Annotated in this window: 20 protein-coding genes; 14 read left to right on the top strand and 6 right to left on the bottom strand. The window is 63.3% G+C overall.

The genetic code is table 11. The features are described from left to right. Positions 1–185: 185 nt before the first annotated feature. From dusB to B348_RS0123755, 6 genes are all read left to right on the top strand, one after another. Positions 186–1,199, top strand: a complete 1,014-nt coding sequence (dusB, locus tag B348_RS0123780) for a tRNA dihydrouridine synthase DusB (protein ID WP_017738533.1) — start codon at positions 186–188, stop codon at positions 1,197–1,199. Next, positions 1,196–1,516 carry a DNA-binding transcriptional regulator Fis gene (gene fis / locus B348_RS0123775; protein WP_002555375.1) on the top strand — a complete coding sequence of 107 codons (321 nt, stop codon included), beginning with the start codon at positions 1,196–1,198 and terminating at the stop codon, positions 1,514–1,516. The genes dusB and fis overlap by 4 nt, the downstream gene beginning before the upstream one ends. Positions 1,517–1,598: 82 nt before the next feature. Continuing rightward, positions 1,599–3,206 carry a bifunctional phosphoribosylaminoimidazolecarboxamide formyltransferase/IMP cyclohydrolase gene (purH, locus tag B348_RS0123770; RefSeq protein ID WP_017738532.1) on the top strand — a complete coding sequence of 536 codons (1,608 nt, stop codon included), beginning with the start codon at positions 1,599–1,601 and terminating at the stop codon, positions 3,204–3,206. Between the two features lie 167 nt (positions 3,207–3,373). Beyond that, entirely contained in the window at positions 3,374–4,666 is a 1,293-nt protein-coding gene (purD, locus tag B348_RS0123765) for a phosphoribosylamine--glycine ligase (protein WP_026137017.1), read from the top strand. A 107-nt stretch (positions 4,667–4,773) separates the two neighbouring features. Further along, complete coding sequence (locus tag B348_RS0123760; protein ID WP_017738530.1) at positions 4,774–7,545, top strand: hybrid sensor histidine kinase/response regulator; 2,772 nt, start codon at positions 4,774–4,776, stop codon at positions 7,543–7,545. 163 nt (positions 7,546–7,708) lie between these two features. Continuing rightward, the gene (locus B348_RS0123755; RefSeq protein WP_017738529.1) at positions 7,709–8,305 is read left to right on the top strand and encodes a MarC family protein; all 597 of its coding nucleotides are present in this window, start codon (positions 7,709–7,711) and stop codon (positions 8,303–8,305) included. On the opposite strand, the gene B348_RS0123750 is transcribed toward B348_RS0123755, so the two are convergent. The 5 genes from B348_RS0123750 to cobG form a co-directional block, all read right to left on the bottom strand. Continuing rightward, positions 8,302–9,081, bottom strand: coding sequence for a hypothetical protein (locus B348_RS0123750; protein ID WP_017738528.1), 780 nt, complete (start codon positions 9,079–9,081; stop codon positions 8,302–8,304). The genes B348_RS0123755 and B348_RS0123750 overlap by 4 nt on opposite strands. Before the next feature lie 236 nt (positions 9,082–9,317). Beyond that, complete coding sequence (gene cobJ / locus B348_RS0123745; RefSeq protein ID WP_017738527.1) at positions 9,318–10,955, bottom strand: precorrin-3B C(17)-methyltransferase; 1,638 nt, start codon at positions 10,953–10,955, stop codon at positions 9,318–9,320. Then, positions 10,955–11,686, bottom strand: a complete 732-nt coding sequence (locus B348_RS0123740; protein ID WP_017738526.1) for a precorrin-2 C(20)-methyltransferase — start codon at positions 11,684–11,686, stop codon at positions 10,955–10,957. Before B348_RS0123740 ends, cobJ begins: the two co-directional genes overlap by 1 nt. Next, positions 11,686–12,312: a precorrin-8X methylmutase gene (locus B348_RS0123735; RefSeq protein WP_017738525.1), complete on the bottom strand. Its 627-nt coding sequence runs from the start codon at positions 12,310–12,312 to the stop codon at positions 11,686–11,688. The genes B348_RS0123740 and B348_RS0123735 overlap by 1 nt, the downstream gene beginning before the upstream one ends. Further along, complete coding sequence (gene cobG, locus B348_RS0123730) at positions 12,305–13,651, bottom strand: precorrin-3B synthase (protein ID WP_032865150.1); 1,347 nt, start codon at positions 13,649–13,651, stop codon at positions 12,305–12,307. The genes B348_RS0123735 and cobG overlap by 8 nt, the downstream gene beginning before the upstream one ends. Positions 13,652–13,689: 38 nt before the next feature. Here cobG and B348_RS0123725 point away from each other — a divergent pair, with 38 nt between their 5' ends. Continuing rightward, a complete protein-coding gene (locus B348_RS0123725) occupies positions 13,690–14,895 on the top strand; it encodes a bifunctional cobalt-precorrin-7 (C(5))-methyltransferase/cobalt-precorrin-6B (C(15))-methyltransferase (RefSeq protein WP_017738523.1) in 1,206 nt (401 codons plus the stop codon). Next, positions 14,892–15,611, top strand: a complete 720-nt coding sequence (locus B348_RS0123720) for a cobalt-precorrin-6A reductase (protein WP_017738522.1) — start codon at positions 14,892–14,894, stop codon at positions 15,609–15,611. Before B348_RS0123725 ends, B348_RS0123720 begins: the two co-directional genes overlap by 4 nt. A 119-nt stretch (positions 15,612–15,730) precedes the next feature. Here the strand turns inward: B348_RS0123720 and B348_RS0123715 are convergent, their stop codons facing one another. Continuing rightward, positions 15,731–15,979 (bottom strand): DUF6124 family protein, encoded by a 249-nt coding sequence (locus B348_RS0123715; RefSeq protein ID WP_017738521.1) that lies wholly within the window; start codon positions 15,977–15,979, stop codon positions 15,731–15,733. 437 nt (positions 15,980–16,416) lie between these two features. Here B348_RS0123715 and B348_RS1000000131650 point away from each other — a divergent pair, with 437 nt between their 5' ends. The 6 genes from B348_RS1000000131650 to B348_RS0123685 all read left to right on the top strand — a co-directional run bounded on the left by B348_RS1000000131650 (position 16,417) and on the right by B348_RS0123685 (position 22,042). Next, complete coding sequence (locus B348_RS1000000131650) at positions 16,417–16,773, top strand: hypothetical protein (protein WP_157356553.1); 357 nt, start codon at positions 16,417–16,419, stop codon at positions 16,771–16,773. 278 nt (positions 16,774–17,051) lie between these two features. Continuing rightward, positions 17,052–17,447 (top strand): DUF2946 domain-containing protein, encoded by a 396-nt coding sequence (locus B348_RS0123705; protein WP_017738519.1) that lies wholly within the window; start codon positions 17,052–17,054, stop codon positions 17,445–17,447. Positions 17,448–17,493: 46 nt separating this feature from the next. Further along, positions 17,494–17,976, top strand: coding sequence for a copper chaperone PCu(A)C (locus B348_RS0123700; RefSeq protein WP_017738518.1), 483 nt, complete (start codon positions 17,494–17,496; stop codon positions 17,974–17,976). A gap of 11 nt (positions 17,977–17,987) precedes the next feature. After that, positions 17,988–18,389 (top strand): DUF2946 domain-containing protein, encoded by a 402-nt coding sequence (locus B348_RS0123695; protein WP_017738517.1) that lies wholly within the window; start codon positions 17,988–17,990, stop codon positions 18,387–18,389. A gap of 93 nt (positions 18,390–18,482) precedes the next feature. Continuing rightward, positions 18,483–20,543 carry a TonB-dependent copper receptor gene (locus B348_RS0123690; RefSeq protein WP_032865147.1) on the top strand — a complete coding sequence of 687 codons (2,061 nt, stop codon included), beginning with the start codon at positions 18,483–18,485 and terminating at the stop codon, positions 20,541–20,543. Positions 20,544–20,659: 116 nt separating this feature from the next. After that, a complete protein-coding gene (locus tag B348_RS0123685) occupies positions 20,660–22,042 on the top strand; it encodes a PepSY domain-containing protein (protein WP_017738515.1) in 1,383 nt (460 codons plus the stop codon). Positions 22,043–22,160 lie beyond the last annotated feature (118 nt).

The following is a 22,160-nucleotide window of genomic DNA, read 5'->3' as shown; positions in this document are numbered from 1 at the left end:
ATCGGCCGGCATACAAAGGCTTGACGGCGGTTTGTTGACTTTTCGCCGCGCAACCAAACCGGCGGCGATAAAGAAATAACTGTTCAGATTTTATCCAATTCAGCCTTTATCCAGTCATCGAGAGCGGGTATCATGCCAACCCTTTTTCGAACTCTAATGATCCGGCCCCACAACAGGGAAGTCCTATGTCGGCGGTACGCATCGGCCCATACACATTGCACAACGGCTTGATTCTCGCCCCGATGGCGGGCGTCACCGACCAGCCCTTTCGTCAGCTGTGCAAGCGGTTGGGCGCAGGTCTTGTAGTCTCGGAAATGGTCACCAGCGACATGAGCTTGTGGAACACCCGCAAATCGCGGATGCGCATGATCCACGAAGGTGATCCCGAGCCCCGCTCGGTACAGATCGCCGGGGGTGATGCGCAGATGCTGGCGGATGCGGCCCGGGCCAACGTGGAATTGGGGGCGCAGATCATCGACATCAACATGGGCTGCCCGGCCAAGAAGGTCTGCAACAAGGCCGCCGGTTCCGCGCTGTTGAAAGATGAGCAGTTGGTTGCCGAGATCCTGCAGGCCGTTGTCGCCGCAGTGGATGTGCCGGTGACCCTGAAGATCCGTACCGGCTGGGACCGGGACAACAAGAACGGCCTGACGGTGGCGAAGATCGCCGAACAGGCAGGAATTACAGCGCTGGCGGTGCATGGCCGCACCCGCGCCGACCTTTACACCGGTGAAGCCGAGTACGACACCATCGCTGCGATCAAGCAGGCGGTGTCGATGCCGGTGTTTGCCAATGGCGACATCGACTCAGCCGAGAAAGCCCGGCGCGTGCTGCACGCCACCGGTGCCGATGGCTTGTTGATCGGCCGGGCTGCCCAGGGGCGGCCATGGATTTTCCGTGAGATCGAGCATTTTCTGCGTACCGGCGAAGTGTTGCCGGCACCGGAGTTGATCGAGGTGGAACGTATTCTGCTAGAGCATCTGGCCGCCCTGCACGCCTTCTACGGAGACGTGATGGGAGTACGCATTGCTCGCAAGCATGTCGGCTGGTATCTCGCAACCCTGCCGGGCGCCAGGGAGTTTCGCGCCCACTTCAATCGTTTGGATGATACGGAAGCACAGTGCGCCAACGTTCGTGAGTTCTTCAGCGAGCGTTACAAGAGCCTGGGGACAGGGGACGGAGAGGGGGTGGCCGCATGACGATGATGACCGAGACTTTAGTGAGTGGAACAACACCCGTGAGCGACAACGTCAATTTGAAACAGCACCTGAACACGCCAAGCGAAGAAGGCCAGACCCTTCGCGGGAGTGTCGAGAAGGCGCTGCACAATTATTTCGCCCACCTTGAGGGCGCTTCCGTCACGGACGTGTACAACCTGGTGCTCTCCGAAGTCGAGGCGCCCTTGCTCGAAAGCGTGATGAACTACGTCAAGGGCAACCAGACCAAAGCCAGTGAGCTCTTGGGCCTCAACCGTGGCACCTTGCGCAAAAAGCTCAAGCAGTACGATTTGTTGTAAGCATTCAATCAAACCAGAAAGGCGCCCGCGTAAAAAACGGTCGCCTTTTTTGCTGACTCCTTTGCTTTTGATGGAAATTGAAATGACCGACCAGACTACCCGCCTGCCGATCCGCCGCGCCTTGATCAGCGTTTCCGACAAGACCGGCATCCTCGAATTTGCCCGGGAGCTGGAAGCCCTGGGCGTGGAAATCCTCTCCACGGGCGGGACCTTCAAACTGCTGCAGGACAACGGCGTGGCCGCAGTGGAAGTGGCGGACTACACCGGTTTCGCAGAAATGATGGACGGTCGGGTCAAGACCCTGCACCCGAAAATCCACGGCGGCATCCTCGGCCGTCGCGGCACCGACGACGCGATCATGGCCGAACACGGCATCAAGCCGATCGACCTGGTGGCCGTCAACCTGTACCCGTTCGAAGCCACCATCAACAAGCCAGGCTGCGACCTGCCGACCGCTATCGAAAACATCGATATCGGCGGCCCGACCATGGTGCGCTCGGCAGCCAAGAACCACAAAGACGTGGCCATCGTGGTGAACGCCAGCGACTACGCCAATGTGCTGGAAGGCCTGAAAGCCGGCGGCCTGACCTACGCCCAGCGTTTCGACCTGATGCTCAAGGCGTTCGAACACACCGCCGCCTACGACGGCATGATCGCCAACTACATGGGCACCGTTAACCAGGCCGCTGAAACCCTGTCGACCGAAGGCCGCAGCCAGTTCCCGCGCACCTTCAACAGCCAGTTCATCAAGGCCCAGGAAATGCGCTACGGCGAGAACCCGCACCAGAGCGCGGCGTTCTACGTGGAAGCCAAGCCCGCCGAAGTGGGCATCGCCACCGCGACCCAGCTGCAAGGCAAGGAACTGTCCTACAACAACGTGGCCGACACCGACGCCGCGCTGGAATGTGTGAAGAGCTTCGTCAAGCCGGCCTGTGTGATCGTCAAGCACGCCAACCCGTGCGGCGTGGCCGTGAGCCCGGACGCTGAAGGCGGTATCCGCCAGGCGTACGAACTGGCCTACGCCACCGACACCGAATCCGCGTTCGGCGGCATCATCGCCTTCAACCGCGAGCTGGATGCCGAGACCGCCAAGGCGATCGTCGAGCGTCAGTTCGTGGAAGTGATCATCGCCCCAAGCGTCAGCGAAGAAGCCCGTGCCATCGTGGCCGCCAAAGCCAACGTGCGCCTGCTGGCCTGCGGCGAGTGGTCGGCTGACCGTGCTGCCGCCTGGGACTACAAGCGCGTCAACGGTGGCCTGCTGGTACAGAGCCGCGACATCGGCATGATCGGCAGCGAAGACCTCAAGGTTGTGACCAAGCGCGCACCGACCGAGCAAGAGATCAACGACCTGATCTTCGCCTGGAAAGTGGCCAAGTACGTTAAATCCAACGCCATCGTCTACGCCAAGAACCGCCAGACCATCGGTGTCGGCGCCGGCCAGATGAGCCGCGTGAACTCGGCGCGTATCGCCGCGATCAAGGCTGAGCACGCGGGTTTGCAGGTAGTGGGCTCGGTGATGGCTTCCGATGCGTTCTTCCCATTCCGCGATGGTTTGGACAACGCCGCGAAAGCCGGCGTTACCGCCGTAATCCAACCGGGCGGCTCGATGCGCGACGCCGAAGTGATTGCAGCGGCTGATGAAGCCGGCATCGCCATGGTCTTCACCGGCATGCGCCACTTCCGCCACTGATCCAATTTGCCTGGTGGGCACTGGCTTGTGTGGGAGCTGGCTTGCCTGCGATGCGGGCGACTCGATGTATCAGATGCACCGAGTCGATGCCATCGCAGGCAAGCCAGCTCCCACAAAAAAGCAGCCCGCATTGTTTCCAGAATTCAGCGTCATCCGAGGTTTTTGAAATGAATGTTTTGATCATTGGCAGCGGTGGCCGTGAACACGCCCTGGCCTGGAAAGTAGCCCAGGACCCACGCGTCCAGAAAGTGTTCGTAGCTCCCGGCAACGCCGGCACCGCCATTGAAGCCAAGTGCGAGAACGTCGCTATCGACGTGCTGGCCCTTGAGCAACTGGCCGATTTTGCGCAAAAGAATGTCTCCCTGACCATCGTCGGCCCGGAAGTGCCGCTGGTTGCCGGCGTCGTGGACCTGTTCCGCAGCCGTGGCCTGGACTGCTTCGGCCCTACCGCTGGCGCTGCCCAGCTGGAAGGCTCCAAGGCGTTCACCAAGGATTTCCTCGCGCGCCACAAGATCCCGACCGCCGACTACCAGAACTTCACCGAGATCGAGCCAGCCCTGGCTTACCTGCGTGAAAAAGGTGCGCCGATCGTGATCAAGGCCGATGGCCTGGCCGCCGGCAAAGGCGTGATCGTCGCCATGACCCTGCAAGAAGCCGAAGACGCCGTGCGCGACATGCTCGCCGGCAACGCCTTTGGTGAAGCCGGTTCGCGCGTAGTCATCGAGGAATTCCTCGACGGCGAAGAAGCCAGCTTCATCGTGATGGTCGACGGCAAGAACGTCTTGCCGATGGCCACCAGCCAGGACCACAAACGCGTCGGCGACGGCGACAGCGGCCCGAACACCGGCGGCATGGGTGCGTACTCCCCGGCTCCGGTGGTCACCGCTGACGTGCACCAGCGCGTCATGGACCTGGTGATCTGGCCAACCGTGCGCGGCATGGCCGACGAAGGCAACGTGTACACCGGTTTCCTCTACGCGGGCCTGATGATCGACAAGGCGGGCAACCCGAAGGTCATCGAGTTCAACTGCCGCTTCGGCGACCCGGAAACCCAACCAGTGATGCTGCGCCTGCAGTCGAGCCTGGTATTGCTGGTGGAAGCCGCCCTGGCCCAGGCCCTGGACAAGGTTGAAGCGCAGTGGGACCCACGCCCGAGCGTCGGTATTGTGCTGGCCGCCGGCGGTTACCCGGCCGACTACGCCAAGGGCGATGTGATTGAAGGCCTGGACGCAGCTGCTACGCTGGAAGGCAAGGTGTTCCATGCGGGCACCGCGCTCAAGGATGGCAAGGTTGTGACCGCAGGTGGCCGCGTACTGTGCGCCACCGCGATGGGTGCCAGTGTGGACGCCGCGCAACAGCAGGCGTACAAGCTGGCCGCGAAGATCGACTGGAAAGGCTGTTTCTACCGCACCGACATCGGCTATCGCGCGATTGCCCGTGAACGTGGCGAGAACAACTGATCAGTCGTAGCTATCCGTTCGGTTAGGCAAGGGCCCCTGGCCCTTGCCGTACACATGTCGCCCCGCGCATAGTTAACCCGTGCATCAACCTACGAAGGGATTTCGCCGTGCGCTGGCTCAGGATCGCCATAGGTTTCACAGTCAGTCTGCTGACACTGCTCTGCTTGTTCCCGGCCCAGGCTGCGGCACAAGGCAGTGGTTGGGCGGTATTGCTTGATGAACAGGCCGATCTGCAACTGAGCGACATCCGTTCCCCCCGCTACACCAATCAATTCAGCCCCATCGAACTCGACCGGATCACGGCCGCACAGCCGGACGGTGCGTTGTGGGTACGCTTCAAGCTGCAACCCGGCAGGCACGAACAAGTGCTACGGGTGTTTGCCCCGGACCTGTCCCACCTGAGCCTCTACGTCCTGGACGGCGACACCCTGGTGGAACAACAGAGCACCGGCACGCGCCAGCCCCAGGCTGAGCGTCCGCTGCCCAGCAGCGATTTCATGCTGCCCATGCCCCAGAGCCAGAAACCCCTCGAGGTCTACCTGCGCCTGGTCTCCGAACACGAACTGCGCCCCTACATCACCCTGGAACCGGCCGTCCTCGCCGCCGCCAACCAGACCCAGACGCTGATCTACGGCCTGCTGTTCGGCTGCCTGCTGATGCTGATCCTGCACAACCTCACGCGCTTCGCCTACCACCGCTCACGCAGCAGCCTGTGGCTGGCGGCGTGCGAAGTGCTGGTGATGCTGAGCCTGGCACTGCTGCTCAACGTAATCGGGCCGTGGCTGCCGAACTGGCATGCGATCCAGACCCCAGGCGCCTACCTCGCCCTGTTGCTGACGGCGCCGTGCGGGCTGATGTTTGCCTACCGCTTCTTCATGCCGCTGGGCCCGCACCCGCTGAACAAGCTGCTGATGGCCGACATCCTGTTCATCGTGCTGTGCGGCCTGCTGCTGTTGTTCGTCAACACCCTGCCGCTGAACATCATCACCTACGCCCTGGTGGCCCTGGCCGGCCTGAGCATGCTGTTTGTCTCGGCCTATCACTGGCAGAAAGGCTACCGCCCGGCGCGCCTGTTCGTGGCCGCGATGGTGGTGTTCAACACCGGTACGCTGATCATCCTCCCCGCCCTGCTCGGCCTGACGCTGCTGGCGCCGCAAGGCTTGATCGTCACCCTGCTCGCCTTTATCTGCCTCAGCGGCTTGCTGATGAGCCTGGCCCTCGGCGAACGCCAGCGCGCCATCGTCGAAACCCGCTTCAGCCTCAGCCGCGACCTCGCCGCCAGCAACGCCGAAATCGCGGCCAAGGCCGAGTTCCTGGCGAAGATCAGCCACGAGATCCGCACCCCCATGAACGGCGTGCTCGGCATGACCGAGTTGCTGCTGGGCACGCCGCTGTCGGTGAAACAGCGCGACTACGTGCAGACCATCCACAGCGCCGGCAACGAACTGCTCACGCTGATCAACGAGATCCTCGATATCTCCAAGCTCGAATCCGGGCAGATCGAACTGGACGACGTGCAGTTCGACCTCAACGCCTTGATCGAAGATTGCCTGAGCATCTTCCGCGCCAAGGCCGAGCAGCAGAACGTCGAGCTGATCAGCTTTATCCAGCCCCAGGTGCCACGTGTCATCAGCGGCGACCCGACCCGCCTGCGCCAGGCGCTGTTGAGCCTGCTGGAAAACGCCCTGCAAAAGACCGACGAAGGCGAAGTGCTGATCGTCGTCGCCCTGGACGAGCGCAGCACCAAGCCGCGCCTGCGCATTGCCGTGCAAGACAGCGGCCTGCCGATGGAAGCGGCCGAGCGTGACGCCCTCTTGCACAGCGAACTGCACAGCAAGAACTTCCTCTCGGCCACCCGCTTGAGCGGCCACCTGGGTTTGGTCATCGCCCGCCAACTGATCCTGCTGATGAACGGCGAGTTCGGCATCAAGAGCGGCAGCCACCAGGGCAGCACCCTGTGGCTGACCTTGCCGCTGGACCCCGAACGCCTGGAACACCCGACCTCCGACCTCGACGGCCCGCTCAAGGACGCGCGCGTGCTGGTGGTGGACGACAACGACACCTGTCGCAAAGTGCTGGTGCAGCAATGCACCGCCTGGGGCTTGAACGTCAGCGCCGTGCCGTCCGGCAAAGAAGCCCTGGCGCTGCTGCGCACCAAGGCGCACCTGCGTGATTACTTCGACGTGGTGCTGCTGGACCAGAACATGCCCGGCATGACCGGCATGCAATTGGCGGCGAAGATCAAGGAAGACCCGAGCCTGAACCACGACATCCTGTTGATCATGCTCACCGGCATCAGCAATGCGCCGAGCAAGATCATCGCGCGCAACTGCGGGATCAAGCGCATCCTCGCCAAGCCGGTGGCGGGCTACACCCTCAAGACCACCCTGGCCGACGAACTGACTCAACGCAGCAAGGGCAACACCCAACCACGCCCGCTGCCCAGCGCGCCGGCCGCGGTGACCGTCCCCGCCGACTTCCGCATCCTGGTGGCCGAAGACAACAGCATCTCCACCAAGGTGATCCGGGGCATGCTCGGCAAGCTCAACCTCAACCCGGACACCGCCAGCAATGGTGAGGAAGCGCTGGAAGCGATGAAAGCCCAGCGCTATGACCTGGTGCTGATGGACTGCGAAATGCCGATCCTCGACGGGTTCTCGGCGACCCAGCAACTGCGCGCGTGGGAAGTCAGCCACCAGCGCATCCGCACGCCGGTGGTGGCGCTCACCGCGCACATCCTCTCGGAACACAAGGAGCGCGCGCGCCAGGCCGGGATGGACGGGCACATGGCCAAGCCGGTGGAATTGTCGCAACTGCGTGAGCTGGTGGAGTACTGGGTGGCGCAGCGCCAACAAAGGCCTGAACACGCGCCTTCCTGACCTGAGATGCAAATCCCCTGTGGGAGCTGGCTTGCCTGCGATAGCGGTACCTCAGACACAAACCCGTTGCCTGACCCACCGCTATCGCAGGCAAGCCAGCTCCCACATTTGATCTGCGTCGCCTGATAGACTCGACACACTTCTCCCGCCGCGAGCCGCCCCCATGCTCCACGTGTTATTCAGCGTCTACCTGAAAATGCTGGTGCTCTACAGCCCGTTCTTCGTGCTGTCCTGCTTTATCAGCCTCACCCGTGGCTACTCCAACAAAGAACGGCGGCGCCTGGCCTGGAAAGTCGCCTTGGCGACCCTGGTATCGAGCGTGCTGCTCTACCTGTTCGGTCGCGTGATCTTCAGTGTGTTCGGCATCACCGTGGATGCGTTCCGCATCGGCGCCGGCAGTGTGCTGTTCATCTCCGCCCTGGGCATGGCCCAGGGCAAGTCGGCGGTGCAGAGCGACAACGTGCAGCAGGACGTGACCATCGTGCCGCTGACCATCCCCCTCACCGTCGGCCCCGGCACCATCGGTGCGCTGCTGGTGATGGGCGTCAGCCAGCCACACTGGGATGACAAGCTCACCGCCATCCTCAGCATCGCCCTGGCCAGCCTCACGGTGGGTGTGGTGTTGTACCTGTCCAACCGCATCGAACGCATTCTCGGTGACCAGGGCTTGCAGATTGTCAGTCGGTTGATGGGCTTGTTCGTGTGCGCCCTCGCCGCGCAAATCATCTTTACCGGGGTGCGCGGCTACCTGGTGCCTTAGATCCGGTATTTGGCGATGGCCAGCTGCACCTTGTCACCCGCGCTCTCGCGCATCAGCTGGATGGTTTTTTCATTGACCACCGAGGTATTCAACACCAGGCAGGTCTGCCCGCTGAAAGCCTCGGAAGATGAGCTGTCCCACTCAAGGAACGGCAGGCCGACCTGCTTGCTCACGCCACGGGTGCTGTAGGTCACCAGCACCATCGTCACTTCGCCATCGGTCTGCGCGCACGACGCGAGGCCGAAGTCGCCCCCCTCCTGCACCGTGCTGTTGCGCTTGAACAGCTCAAAGGACGCCGGAGCCTGTTTCATGGCCTCCAGCGCATCTGCCGCCAACTTCGGCAACGCCGCCAATAGCGGCGAGGCCAATGAGGTGGAAGCCAGCATCGCGGCAATCATGTTCAGCGCCGCCAGTTGCACCGTCAGGCCCCTGCCGGAACTGGCCACCCGCTCAAAGCTGCTGCGCAGCGGCAGCCAGCCCAGGCTGATCATCACCTTGATAAATTCGTCGTACCACGCTTCGGTCCCTCGGTGGACCTTCAACACATCGCTGACGTAACTGCTCGCCAGCAGGTAGCTCTTGCGAATGTATTCCCGATTCAACGCCGACATGCCCGCGACGAACGAGATCACGCCGTTGTTGACCACCGCCGCATTACTGTCATCCGCCATGTCCACCGGCGCTGAGCTATTCGCTCCCGGCGAGCCTGGCAGCTTGTAGGCGGCAATCAACTTGCGCCGTTTTGCACTGATGATCCTTTTGTGATGTCGCTCCATTTTCAGTTCTCCACAAGCACCCCACATGGGGCTTGCCCTCACACTAGTCCAGTGGCCGCCAGGCTTTCCACGCCACAAACATAGCTTGGCGCCACCCGCCAAAACCCAGCGCCCAGCAATCGCGCGGGGTAGCTGTGGGCCTTCCGGATTTCATTGCGTAAAAAAGAAAAAGCCCCGGACAACCGCAGGTGAATCCCTGGGTCATTCGGAGCTTTCCGGCAGCCGCGAGGCTGTTTTCAGGAGGCGGGTTTCTCGCCGTACCAACGCGGCGTGTACACCCATTCACCGCCACCGGCGCGCGGGAACACGCAGGTAGTGGATGAGCCAATCAACACCATGGTGCGCATGTCCACTTGCTCAGGCGTCAGTTGCCCAAGGGTGGTGACACGCAGGGTCTGGCCCGGGCGCCCGATATCACGGCCCAGCACCACCGGCGTTTCCGGCGTGCGATGCAGCGCGACGATTTCCAGGGCACGCCCCAGTTGCCACGGCCGCGAGCGCGAGATCGGGTTGTAGAACGCCAGCGCCAGGTCGGCCTGGGACGCGAGGTCCAGGCGCTTTTCGATGATCGACCAGGGCTTGAGGTTGTCCGACAACGACATCACGCAGAAGTCATGCCCCAACGGCGCGCCCGCCTGGGCAGCGGTGGCGAGGGACGCCGAGACGCCCGGCAGGATCTGCAGGTCAACCTGATGCCACGCCGGCTCACTGGACTCATGCAACGCTTCGAGCACCGCAGCGGCCATGGCAAACACCCCCGGATCGCCGGACGACACCACCACCACCGAGCGGCCTTGGGCGGCCAGCTCGAACGCGTGGCGCGCGCGCTGCATTTCTTCGCGGTTATCGGTGCAGTGCTGCACCTGGTCGTCACGGAACGGCCCGGCCATGCGCACGTAGGTTTCGTAGCCGAGCACGTCGGTGCAGCGGGCCAGCTCGGCCTTCACCGCTGGCACCATCAGTTCGGCCGCGCCGGGGCCCAGGCCGATCACGGCGAGACGGCCGCGCACACGGCCCACCTGCGACAGATCCAGCGGCTGCTCGGCAACGTTGATCACGATGTCCGCGTCCTGGCTGACGCGGGCAAACCGCAGCGGCACACCCAGCTCCAGCGCCGCTTCATGCAACGAGGCTTCGGCCATCTGCGTGTCGCTGGCCAACAGGCACGCCAGGGATTGCACGGCAATGCCCGCGTCATGCAACGCCGAGCGCACACGCTCGGCCAACTGCGCGCCCGGCTTGCAGGCCACGCTGACGGTCTTCGGATAGATCAGCAATTCGTTGGCGGCCGGCACACGCGCGGCACTGCCCACATGAATCGCCAGGTGCGCCTGCTGATCCTGCGGCAAGTCGGCCTGGTCCAGCCACGGCGCCGCGCCTTCGATGCGCACGCTGGCGCCGGCCAGCAGGTCGGAGACGAAGCGTTTGCCCAACTCCAGGTCGGCCAGTTCATAACCGCTTGGCGGGTTGAGCAGGCAGGTGCCAAATCGCAGCTCGCCACTGGTGGTGATCGCAGCGGCCACGTCCAGCGCAGCAGCAATCTCCCGCGCCATCACGTTCACACCGCCCAGGCCACCGAGCAGCGGCACCACGGCGCTGCCGTCTTCGGCCACCGCCAGCACGGCTGGTTCTTCGCCCTTTTCCAGCAGCAGCGGCGCGAGGGTGCGGATCACGATGCCAGCAGCGCACAGCGCAATCAGCGGCGTGCCCTGTTGATACAGCTGACGCAGGGTCGCGCCGAATTCGCTGTAGGTCTGGTCCGCGCCTTCAACCCGTGTAGCCAAGCCGTGGATCAACGCGCCGGGGTAAACCTGCTGGATCTTGCGCGCAGTGGCCAGGCTGCCCTGGCCCAGAATGACAATCGCCGGGCTCATCAACCTTGCCACCGTTCACCGGGCACGATGATCAGCGAGAAGTACGGCGACGACGACGGATCCACCTGATCCAGCGCCACGATCTTCTGATTGGCCATGGTCGCGCGTTCCACATACAACGCGCGCCCGGCCAGGCCGAGTTCCTCCAGCACCTGGCGCACTTTCGGAAAGTTGCGGCCCAGTTTCATGATCACGGCCGCATCGGCATCGGCCAAACGGCGCTTGAGATCGTCATGGGGCAACACACCCGAGAGCACCGACAGGCTCTGGTTGCGATACACCAGCGGCGCACCGAGCACCGAGGCGCCGCCAAGCATCGAGCACACGCCGGGGATGACTTGCGCGTCATAACGTTCGGCGAGGCGGTCGTGCAGGTACATGTAGGAGCCGTAGAAGAACGGATCACCTTCGCAGATCACTGCCACGTCGCGACCGGCGTCCAGGTGCGCAGCCACGTCCACACTGGCGGCGTCGTAGAAGTCGCTGATCACTTGCTCGTACGACATCGGCGCCGGCAAGGCTTCGGTGGTCACCGGGTACACCAGCGGCATCAGGGTCTGCTGAGGCACCAGGTGGTCCTCGATGATGCCGAAGGCGTTGCCCTTCTTGCCCTTGGCCACGAAGTACGCCACCACCGGCGACTCACGCAGCAGGCGCAAGGCCTTGAGGGTGATCAGTTCCGGGTCGCCGGGGCCGACGCCCAGGCCGATCAAACGTCCGCGCGCCTGCATTATTCGACCTCCGTGGCCAGGGCATTCACCGCGGCGGCGGCCATCGCACTACCGCCCAGGCGGCCCTGCATGATCACGAACGGCACGCCACGGCTATCGGCGGCGAGCATCGCCTTGGATTCGGCGGCGCCGACAAAACCCACCGGGAAGCCGAGGATCAACGCCGGTTTCGGTGCGCCGGCGTCAATCATTTCCAGAAGGTAGAACAAGGCGGTCGGTGCGTTGCCGATCACCACCACGCTGCCTTCCAAATGCGGGCGCCACAGCTCCAGCGCGGCAGCGGAACGGGTGTTGCCCAGCTCCCGCGCCAGCTCCGGCACGCTGTCGTCGCGCAGGGTGCAGATCACCTCGTTGTTGGCCGGCAGGCGCGCACGGGTCACGCCTTCGGAGACCATCCGCGCATCGCACAAGATCGGCGCGCCAGCGGCCAGCGCATCGCGCCCGGCCTTGCCTGCACCTTCGGAGAATTGCAGGCCGTCGATGGCGTCGACCATGCCGCAGGCATGAATCACCCGCACCGCGAGTTTTTCCAGGTCGGCCGGGATGCGCTCCAACTTGGCTTCCGCGCGAATAATGGCGAAGGAGTTGCGATAGATCTCCTGACCGTCGCGGATGTAATCAATCATCGGTGTTGCTCCGTGGGCGGGCGCGCAGCAAGGCGCCCGTCGCTTCAATAGAAAGGGCATGCGCGTGCAGCCGGCCGAAACCGGGCTGGGCTGCATCGCGAAAATAGAGGTCGTAGTGGCCGGGGCTCACGGCCAGCAAGGTCACCGGCGCGGTGTGCGCGGCGGCGCAGGAGCGCGGGCAGCCGGACAGGTGCACGTCATGCGCCGATTGCAGGGCGGCCAGTTGCACCGCATCAGCCTTGGTGTCGGCCAGGGCCTTGCCGCAGCCGCTGGAGCCGGTGCAGGCGGTCATGCGCGCCAGGGGCTGGTCGATTGAACACAGAAAGCCCAGCTGCATGAGGCGTTCGGTCACGGCGTGGGGTTTTTCGACGCAGGGCAGCAGCACGCCTTGCCAAGGGGTGAAGCGCAACGTGCCGTCGCCGTAGTCGCTGGCCAGTTGCGCAGCGCCTTTGAGCATCGTCGCGTCCAGGCGGCCCAACGGTGCGATGGCAGCCACGTAGAACTGATTTTTTTGCACCTGTGGATAAGTGCCGAGGTGCAGCAACTCGCCGCTGGGCGGGCGTTTGAAGCCGTCGGCCGGTAGCAACGGCAGGCTGAGGCGGCTCAATAACTTATCCACAGCCAGATGACGCATGCGGGTCTGCTCTGGCGTGGCGAGGTCGAGAAACGCCTCCAACACGCCCACCACCAGTGCATGTCCTTGCTCCAGCGGCACGGCAGCCAGCGGCGCATCCAGCCCCGGGCAACCGGCCAGGCCAAACGCAAGCAGCGTCTGGCCATCGCGCACGAACGCCGACAGCCACAGGTCATGGTGATGTTCAAGCATCGCCAGGTCCTCGCCGCCATCCAGTTGCACGGCGAACTTGGCCGACAGCTCATGGAAACGCGGATGGCCTTGCAGGGTATCGAGGATCTGATCGGCCAGCGGGCGCGTGTCGAACAGCATCTGCGGGTCGATCCCGGCACTGGGGCTGAGCATCAGGTTGCGCACGTCGTCGCCCGCGGCGTTGTTGGGGCCCAGGTCGGCGGCCAGCAACATGGCGATCAACGCGCCCTCTTCGCTGCCGATCCCGCGAATCTGCAGGTTGGCGCGGTTGGTCGCCTCGATCACCCCGCCCGCATAGGCCTGGGCCGCGTCCGCCACCGCATGGGCTTGCGCGGCGGTGATGGAACCGCCGGCCAGTTTGATCCGGCAAATGCCGCCGTCCAACGCCTGGACAATACGCAGCAACCCCGGACAAGCCGAGGGGCGCAAGGTATTCACAGCGGGCGATGGTTTCACGGGGCTACCGGTCGATGGGTAAAGGCGCGGTATTATGCCTGCTTTGTCCGGCGGCATGAAAAGCCTGCCCGTCGGATGTCGCTCAAGGAATCTTTATGTCGCCCTGGCTGACGGTTGTAGGCATCGGTGAAGACGGCTTCAAGGGCCTGGGCCGCAATGCCCGGCACGCCCTGTTGCGCGCCACGCGGATTATAGGTGCTCAGCGCCAGTTGGACCTGTTGCCGGTGTGTATTCGTGGCGCACGCGAGGTGTGGCCGAGCCCGTTTTCACTGGAGCCGGTGCTGGCGCGGCGCGGCGAGCCCGTGTGCGTGCTGGCCAGCGGCGATCCGATGTTCTACGGCGTGGGCGCGAGCCTGGCACGGCAGGTGGCGGCGGATGAGCTGCTGATCCTGCCGGCACCGTCGTCGGTGTCGTTGGCGGCGGCGCGCTTGGGCTGGCCGTTGCAGGACGTGGTGACGCTGTCCGTGGTGGCGCGGCCGTTGGCGGCGTTGAATGCGCATCTGGCCAGTGGCGTGCGGTTGTTGGTGTTGAGCAATGACGGCGGCAGTCCGGCGTTGATTGCCGCGTTGTTGGCCGCGTCCGGGTTTGGGCCGAGCCGCATGTCTGTGTTTGAGCACTTGGGCGGCTCGGATGAACGGCGTCTTGATGGGCGAGCTGTGGATTGGCAACACGCGTCAGTCGCCGATTTGAATCTCGTCGCCATCGACTGTGTGGCTGACCCGCAGGCTCAGCGCCTGTCACGCCTGGCCGGCCTGCCCGATTCGGCGTTCAAACACGACGGCCAACTGACCAAGCGCGATGTGCGCGCCATGACCCTCGCCCGCCTCGCGCCGATGCCCGGGGAATTGCTGTGGGATGTGGGCGCGGGCAGCGGTTCCATCGGGATTGAGTGGATGCGTGCGCACCCGAGTTGCCGCGCGCTGGCGATTGAAGCCGATCAAGGCCGCCAAGGCTTGATCGAACACAACCGCGACGCCCTTGGCGTGCCCGGTTTGCAACTGATCCGTGGCAAGGCCCCGGATGCGCTGCACGGCCTGGAAGCCCCGGACGCGATCTTCATCGGCGGCGGCGTCACCCGCGACGGCGTGCTCGACACGTGCTGGCAACACCTGCGGCCAGGCGGGCGGTTGGTGGCAAACGCCGTGACCCTGCAAACTGAACTGACCCTGATGGACTGGCGCGCCCGGCATGGCGGCGAACTCACGCGCATCCACGTGGCCCAGGCGCAGCCGCTGGGGGACTTTGATACGTGGCGGCAGGCGTTGCCAATCACCTTGCTGGAAGTGGTCAAGCCGCTATGAAACGTATCCTGCTGCTGGGCGGCGTGACGGAAGCGTTGGCCATCGCTCGCACATTGGGCCCGGAACATATCTACAGCCTCGCCGGCGTTGGGCGCGTACCGACCGACCTGACCTGCCAGGTGCGGGTCGGTGGTTATGGCGGCGCCGAGGGCTTGGCACAGTTTGTTCGGGATGAAGGGATCAGCCTGATTCTCGACGCGACCCATCCGTATGCAGCGCAGATCAGCCGCAATGCGGCCGAGGCCGCGCAGTTGAGCGGCGTGCCCTGCTGGGCCTTGCGCCGCCCGGCGTGGCAGCCGCAGGCGGGGGATGATTGGCGGGAGGTCAGTGATTGGGCTTCTTTGATTGAAGCGTTGAAGCCATTCAAGCGCCCGCTATTCACCTTGGGGCGTGAGCCGTTGCAGCACCTTGATGAAATCCCGCCGGAGCAGTTCTGGACGCTGCGTGCACTGGATGTGTATCCGGGCAATGAACGCTGCGAAGTGATCGGCGCGCGCGGGCCGTTTTTGATCGAGGATGAGCGGGTGCTGTTCGAACGGCGTGGGATTGATGTGCTGATCAGCAAGAACAGCGGGAGCACGGCGACGGAGCCGAAGCTGGAGGTGGCAAGGGAGCTTGGGGTGCCGGTGTTGGTGTTGAAGCGGCCCGTTCTGGCTCAGGTAGATCAAGAATTCACCACCGTACCTTCGCTACTACAGGCAATCACCACTCTCTAACCACCACAAATCCCCTGTGGGAGCGGGCTTGCCCGCGATGGCGTCCTGTCAGCCAGCTCATCTATAACTGATGTACCGCAATCGCGGGCAAGCCCGCTCCCACATTTTGGACGGTGTTGTCAGGCTGCAGTTGTCGCAGGGCCGAAACCCTCGTGCACACGATCCGCGAGCGCCTGCGCCAGCTCAATCAACTGCGCAACGCCAAGCAACTCCTCTCGTTTCGAGCCTTCCAGGTTAAATGCCAGATCGCAGCTCAGCGCATTGGCTGAGGCGAGGGTTTCGCTGAGGTTGACCAACAGGTCTTCGGTGCTGATGCCTTCGGCAACGGTGAAGAGCCGAACGGGGGGGTTGGGGGTGGGTTTGATCATTGTGAAGCTCCTTAATCTAAGTGGAGCTGCCACTCATCGCCGCGACGCGATAGGGTGGCAGCTGTACGCAGGTTCGCGGACCGGAGATCAAGGAAACCGGCATACCCGAAGGTATCCCGCGCACAGCCACCATAGCGCCGCACAGTAGACGATAAAAAAGTGTCAACTGAAAGGAGGCAATGCTTGATCTGTTCGGGCCGCGACGCCCGGCCGCTGCGTTTGCAGCGGTGTACGGAGACTAGGGATTGAGTTTCCTAGGGGCAACCTTAAAGGCTTGTCGAAGATTTCTGCAGAGAACCTCAAAGCTCGAGCAGCACAGAAACCTAATAGGAACAGACCTACAAAGACACCGGAACCCGCTGGCTTCCTAGCCCGGTATTCCAATGGCGATGATCCTCAACATTTCGTCCACTGACGTTAAACATGAGGTTCATCGCATGACGAAGAAAACCCACACCCAGTGCTTAATTCGACCAGCCGAACAGACGATTATCGAACACATAATCGCCAATCCCGAGTTTGCAGAAGCGCTAAGCCTTGAAGCCGAGGCCTTGGAATCGGATGAACCCGCAGTCGCAGCGCGATTAAACCAATGGTTGGAAAAAGCCCAATACCTCCCTGACAGAAAGACAGGATTCACTCGTTTCGACGTTGCCGACTATCTCCTTACACAAGAAGATATGGATGCGTTCCTCGAGGCCTGCATCGAAGAAGACCCGGGCGATGGTTCATTGATCAAAATGGGGCAAGACGACATTGCTCGTGCAACCAGCAGGCTAAACAGCAAGCGATAGCCGAGCGCAATCCAAAATGTGGGAGCTGGCTTGCCTGCGATAGCGGTGGGCCAGTCAGCGCCCATGTCACAAACACACCGCCATCGCAGGCAAGCCAGCTCCCACAGGTTTATGCATCGCCTTGAGCATCGTGCCCTATCTGCAAAAATGGCAATCCGTGGTTTGCGTCTATCCTGAGATCAGTCACTGCGACACCAAACCACACCACCCCTTTTTACTTATCCCCTACGATCAGGCTAAATACCCACCTGATCGTTTAACCCTACGGATTGTCCGCCATGGCCCGTCAACGCTTTGCAATCGCCTGGATCGCCTGCCTTGCAGTGCTATTCAACGCCTTTGCCATGCCAATGGCCAGCGCGATGCAGCAATCCCAGGACCCGGTGCAGCAATTGTTGTGGGGCAGTTTCTGTTCCTCCAATGGCGCCACGCTCAAGACCATCGCCCTGGGCAAGCTGGACATCCCGGCACCGCAGCAGGACGATCACTCCACCATGCAGCATTGCTGGTGTTGCTCGGGCTCCGCGCCGTTGGTGGCGTTGCCGGGGCATGTGCCGCAGTTGTACCTCACCCAATTCAACACCGCTCAAAGCTTGCCGCCGCCCCAGCTGCAAAGCCCGACCCCGCGCCAGCAATGGCCGAGCCTCAACCCGCGCGCCTCTCCAACGGCCTGATGTCTTCGCAAGTGAACTGCGTTTAGAACCGTTCTGGAGAACTGCCATGCTCAAATCTTCCCTGCTTCTGGCCGCGTTGCTGCTGCCGGTGTTCAGTGCTGCCAATGCCGATGACTACAAGGCCGGCGACCTGCTGGTCAGCGACCCCTGGTCCCAGGAGTTGCCGCCGAATGCGCCAACGGTGGCGGCGTACTTTGTGATTCATAACACCGGCGAAACGCCGGACCGCCTGCTCAGCGTCGAGACGCCCGTCGCCGACAAGGCCGAGTTGCATGAACACGTCATGCAGGGCGACCTGATGAAGATGCAGCAAGTCCCCAACGTCGCCGTGCCCGCCAAGGGCGAGCTGACTTTCGCGCCGATGGCCTACCACGTCATGCTGCTGGGCCTCAAAGACCGCAGCCTGTTGGCCGACGGCAAGCAATTCCCGCTGACCCTCACCTTCGAAAAAGCCGGCAAGGTCGAGGTCGAAGTGTCGGTGCAAAAGGTGCCGCCGATGGCCGCCCACGAGCATAAACACGCCCACTAGGCCAACACTCGATGGGCGCCCCCCGCGCCAGGTTGTCGCCACACGCCCGCGTAACGCGCGGCAGTTGGATCAGCCTGTTCGCCATGCTGATGATCTTTATCGGTCCGCTGATTTCCCAAGCGATGCCGATGGATCATCACGCCGGTATGTCGATGAGCATGTCCATGGACATGCCGATGGACCACGGCGAATCCCATCACCCCAAAGCCCCTGACGAACACCACGCCCTCTGGGCCAAGTGCGGCTATTGCGACCTGCTCTACAGCTGCCCCGCCCTGCCCGGCGGCGTTTCCACGCTTACCCTCGGCGCCCCACCGCCGGCCACCGCCCTCATCCCCGCCACGCGCCTGGGACATGCCCGGCAGAGCATCTTCCCCGGCGCCCGCAGCCGCGCGCCGCCCATCATCGCGTAAGCACTTCACAGCGTCACTTCACCCCGGCCGACTTTAGACAGACAGCCGCAGGCTGCTGGCCGTGTTGTTTACGATTGATTGATGGAATTTGTCATGTCCAGGTTTACTGCTGACTCCCGTTTGGGATGTACCCCCGTGTTCGCCGTTCTGTGCGGCGCACTCTTGGTGCCACTGGCTCACGCCGATGAAAACGAACTGAGCCCCACCGTCATCACCGCGATTGCCCCCAGCTCACCGCTGACCGTAATCACCAACCCCAAGGACCCGCGCCAACCGGTGCCCGCCAGCGATGGCGGCGACTACCTCAAGACCATCCCGGGCTTTGCCCTGGTGCGCAACGGCGGCACCAACGGCGACCCGGTGCTGCGCGGCATGTTTGGCTCGCGCCTGAATATCCTCACCAATGGCAGCATGATGCTCGGCGCCTGCCCCGGCCGCATGGACGCGCCGACCTCGTACATTTCCCCGGAAACCTACGACAAGCTCACCGTGATCAAAGGCCCGCAAACCGTGCTCTGGGGCCCGGGCGCTTCCGCCGGCACCGTCCTGTTCGAACGTGAACCGGAGCAGTTCGGCGAGTTGGGCACACGCCTCAACGCCAGCGTGCTGGCCGGCTCCAACGGGCGCTTCGACAAGGTCATCGATGCCGCCGCCGGTGGCCCGCTTGGCTATGTGCGAGTGATCGGCAACCAGGCCCACGCCGATGACTACAAGGACGGCAACAACGACACCGTCGCCTCGCGCTACGACAAGTGGAACGGTGACGTGGCCGTCGGCTTCACCCCCGACGCCGACACCCTGCTGGAACTCACCGCCGGCCGTGGCGATGGCGAAGCGCGCTACGCCGGACGCGGCATGGACGGCTCGCAGTTCCTGCGGGAAAGCCTCGGGTTGCGCTTCGAAAAATCCAACATCGGCGAGGTGCTGGACAAGGTCGAGGCCCAGGTCTACTACAACTACGCCGACCATGTGATGGACAACTACACACTGCGCACGCCGTCCGGCACCGGGATGATGGCCGGGCCGATGGCGTCCAACGTCGACCGCCGCACTCTTGGCGCGCGGATCAAGGCCACCTGGCGCTGGGCCGATGTGCAGTTGATCAGCGGCCTCGATGCGCAGACCAACGAACACCGCCAGCGCAGCAGCATGGGCATCGACACCTACAAGGACCTGCCCCGGGTCAAGGACGCCAACTTCCACAACTACGGGGTGTTCGGCGAACTCACCTGGTACGCCGCCGACCGCGAGCGCCTGATCACCGGCGCGCGCCTGGACCGCGCCTCGGCCAAGGATTTCCGCCAGCGCACCGGCTCCGGCATGAGCGCCCGCGCCAACCCGACGGCCGACAACACCCGCGCCGACACCTTGCCGTCCGGCTTCGTGCGTTATGAACACGACTTGGCCGACAGCCCCACCACCCTCTACGCCGGCCTGGGCCATTCGGAACGCTTCCCCGACTACTGGGAACTGTTTTCGCCGAACACCGGCGCAGCGGGTGCGGTGAATGCCTTCGACGGCGTGAAACCGGAGAAGACCACCCAACTCGACTTTGGCGCGCAGTACAAAAGCGCCGACCTCGAAGCCTGGGCCTCGGGCTACATCGGCCGCGTGCAGGACTTCATCCTGTTCGACTACAAGCCTGGGATGATGGGCACCACCTCCCAGGCGCGCAATGTCGACGCACGGATCATGGGCGGCGAACTGGGCGCGGCGTACAAGCTGACGCGCCACTGGAAAACCGACGCCACCCTCGCCTACGCCTGGGGCAAGAACAGCAGCGACGGCAAGGCCCTGCCCCAAATGCCGCCGCTGGACGCACGCCTGGGCCTCACCTACAGCGAAGACGACTGGAGCGCCGGCGCCTTGTGGCGGGTGGTCGCGGCACAAAACCGCATCGATCAGAACAAGGGCAACGTGGTCGGCAAGGACTACGACAAGAGCGGCGGCTTTGGCGTGTTCTCGTTGAACGCGGCGTACCGCATCAACAAAAACTTCAAGGTCAGCACCGGTGTGGACAACCTGTTCGGCAAGGCCTACGCCGAGCATTTGAACCTGGCGGGCAACGCCGGGTTCGGCTACCCGGCCAATGATCCGCAGGCCATCAAGGAGCCTGGTCGCACCCTGTGGACCAAGGTCGACATGAGCTTCTAAAAGCATCGCGGGCAAGCCCGCTCCCACAGTGAAACGCATTCCACCTGTGGGAGCTGGCTTGCCTGCGATAGCGGCCTGACTGACTACAATAAATTAAGCGTTGCGGAGCACCCCTGATGAGCACCCCAAACATCTCCTTCTACAACCTGGCCTGGCGCTGGCATTTCTACGCCGGCCTCTTCGTCGCCCCCTTCATGGTGCTGCTGGCCCTGACCGGCATCATCTACCTGTTCAAACCCCAGCTCGACCCGCTGATGTACGGCCACCTGCTCACCGTCCCGGCCGCCGAACACGCGCTGACCGCCGACGAGCAACTGCAACGCGCCAAAGCCGCCTACCCCCAGGCCGCCATCAGCAAATACCTGCCGCCTGCCACCACCACCAGCAGCGCGCAGTTCGTGCTGCACGACAAAGGCCGCGAACTCACGGTATTCATCGACCCCTATCGCGGCAGCGTCCTCGGTGAGCAGGACGCCAAGTACAACCTGCAAGCCATCGCCCGCGCCCTGCACGGTGAGCTGATGATCGGCACCGTCGGCGACCGCCTGGTGGAGCTCGCCGCCGGTTGGGGCGTGATGTTGGTGGTGTCCGGCGTGTACCTGTGGTGGCCGCGCGGTAGATCGCCGGCCGGTGTGTTGTGGCCACGCTTCAGCAGTCGCGGCCGCGTGCTCTGGCGCGACCTGCACGCCGTCACCGGTTTCTGGGGCGCGGCGCTGTTGCTGGTGATGCTGCTCAGCGGCATGACCTGGACCGGCTTCTGGGGCAAGCAATACGCCGACCTGTGGAACAAATTCCCCGCCGCGATGTGGAACGACGTGCCGCAGTCAGACCAGCAGGCGCGCGTGCTCAATACCGCGAGCCAACAGACCGTGCCCTGGGCCATGGAAAACACGCCGATGCCGATGTCTGGCGACCACGCCGAGCACATGAACCACGGCGCCATGCATTCTGCTCCCGCCGCGCCGACCCTGCGTCTGCAACAGGTGGTGGATTTGGCCAACGCACGCAAGGTCGAGCCCGGCTACAGCATCACCTTCCCCACCACCGCCGAAGGCGTGTTCACCGTCGCGGTGTTCGCCGACGACCCGCGCAACGACGCCACCCTGCATGTGGACCAGTACACCGGCAAGGTCCTCGCCGATGTGCGCTGGCAGCACTACAACACCGTCGCCCGCGCCACCGAAACCGGGGTGATGCTGCACGAAGGCAAGATGTTCGGCTGGGTCAACCAACTGATCGTGTTGCTGATCTGCCTGATGATCCTGCTCAGCGCCGTCAGCGGCGTGGTGATCTGGTGGAAGCGCAAACCCCAGGGCAAGCTCGGGGTGCCGCCGCTGCGCCATGACCTGCCGAAGTGGAAAACCGCGATGGTGATCATGCTCGGCCTGGCGATAATTTTCCCGTTGGTGGGCGCGTCGTTGATCCTCGTGTGGGCCTTGGATCGCCTGGTGCTGTCACGGTTTTTCAACCGACATGAATCTGCCTCAGGTTCGACATGAAACCCGTGAGATGCCCGCCATAGAGCACTTCTGTAGCCTTGCGCGACGTTTTGCCGCGCAGCGAATAAGTGTTAACTTATAACACTTACTGCGTTATCGTTGCTCGCCGCGCCCTGCG

Source organism: Pseudomonas sp. CBZ-4 (genome assembly GCF_000346755.1).
In the GTDB taxonomy this organism is placed as follows: Bacteria; Pseudomonadota; Gammaproteobacteria; order Pseudomonadales; family Pseudomonadaceae; genus Aquipseudomonas.
Note: the sequence above shows the minus strand (reverse complement) of the source record. Positions and strands in the feature narration are given on the sequence as shown.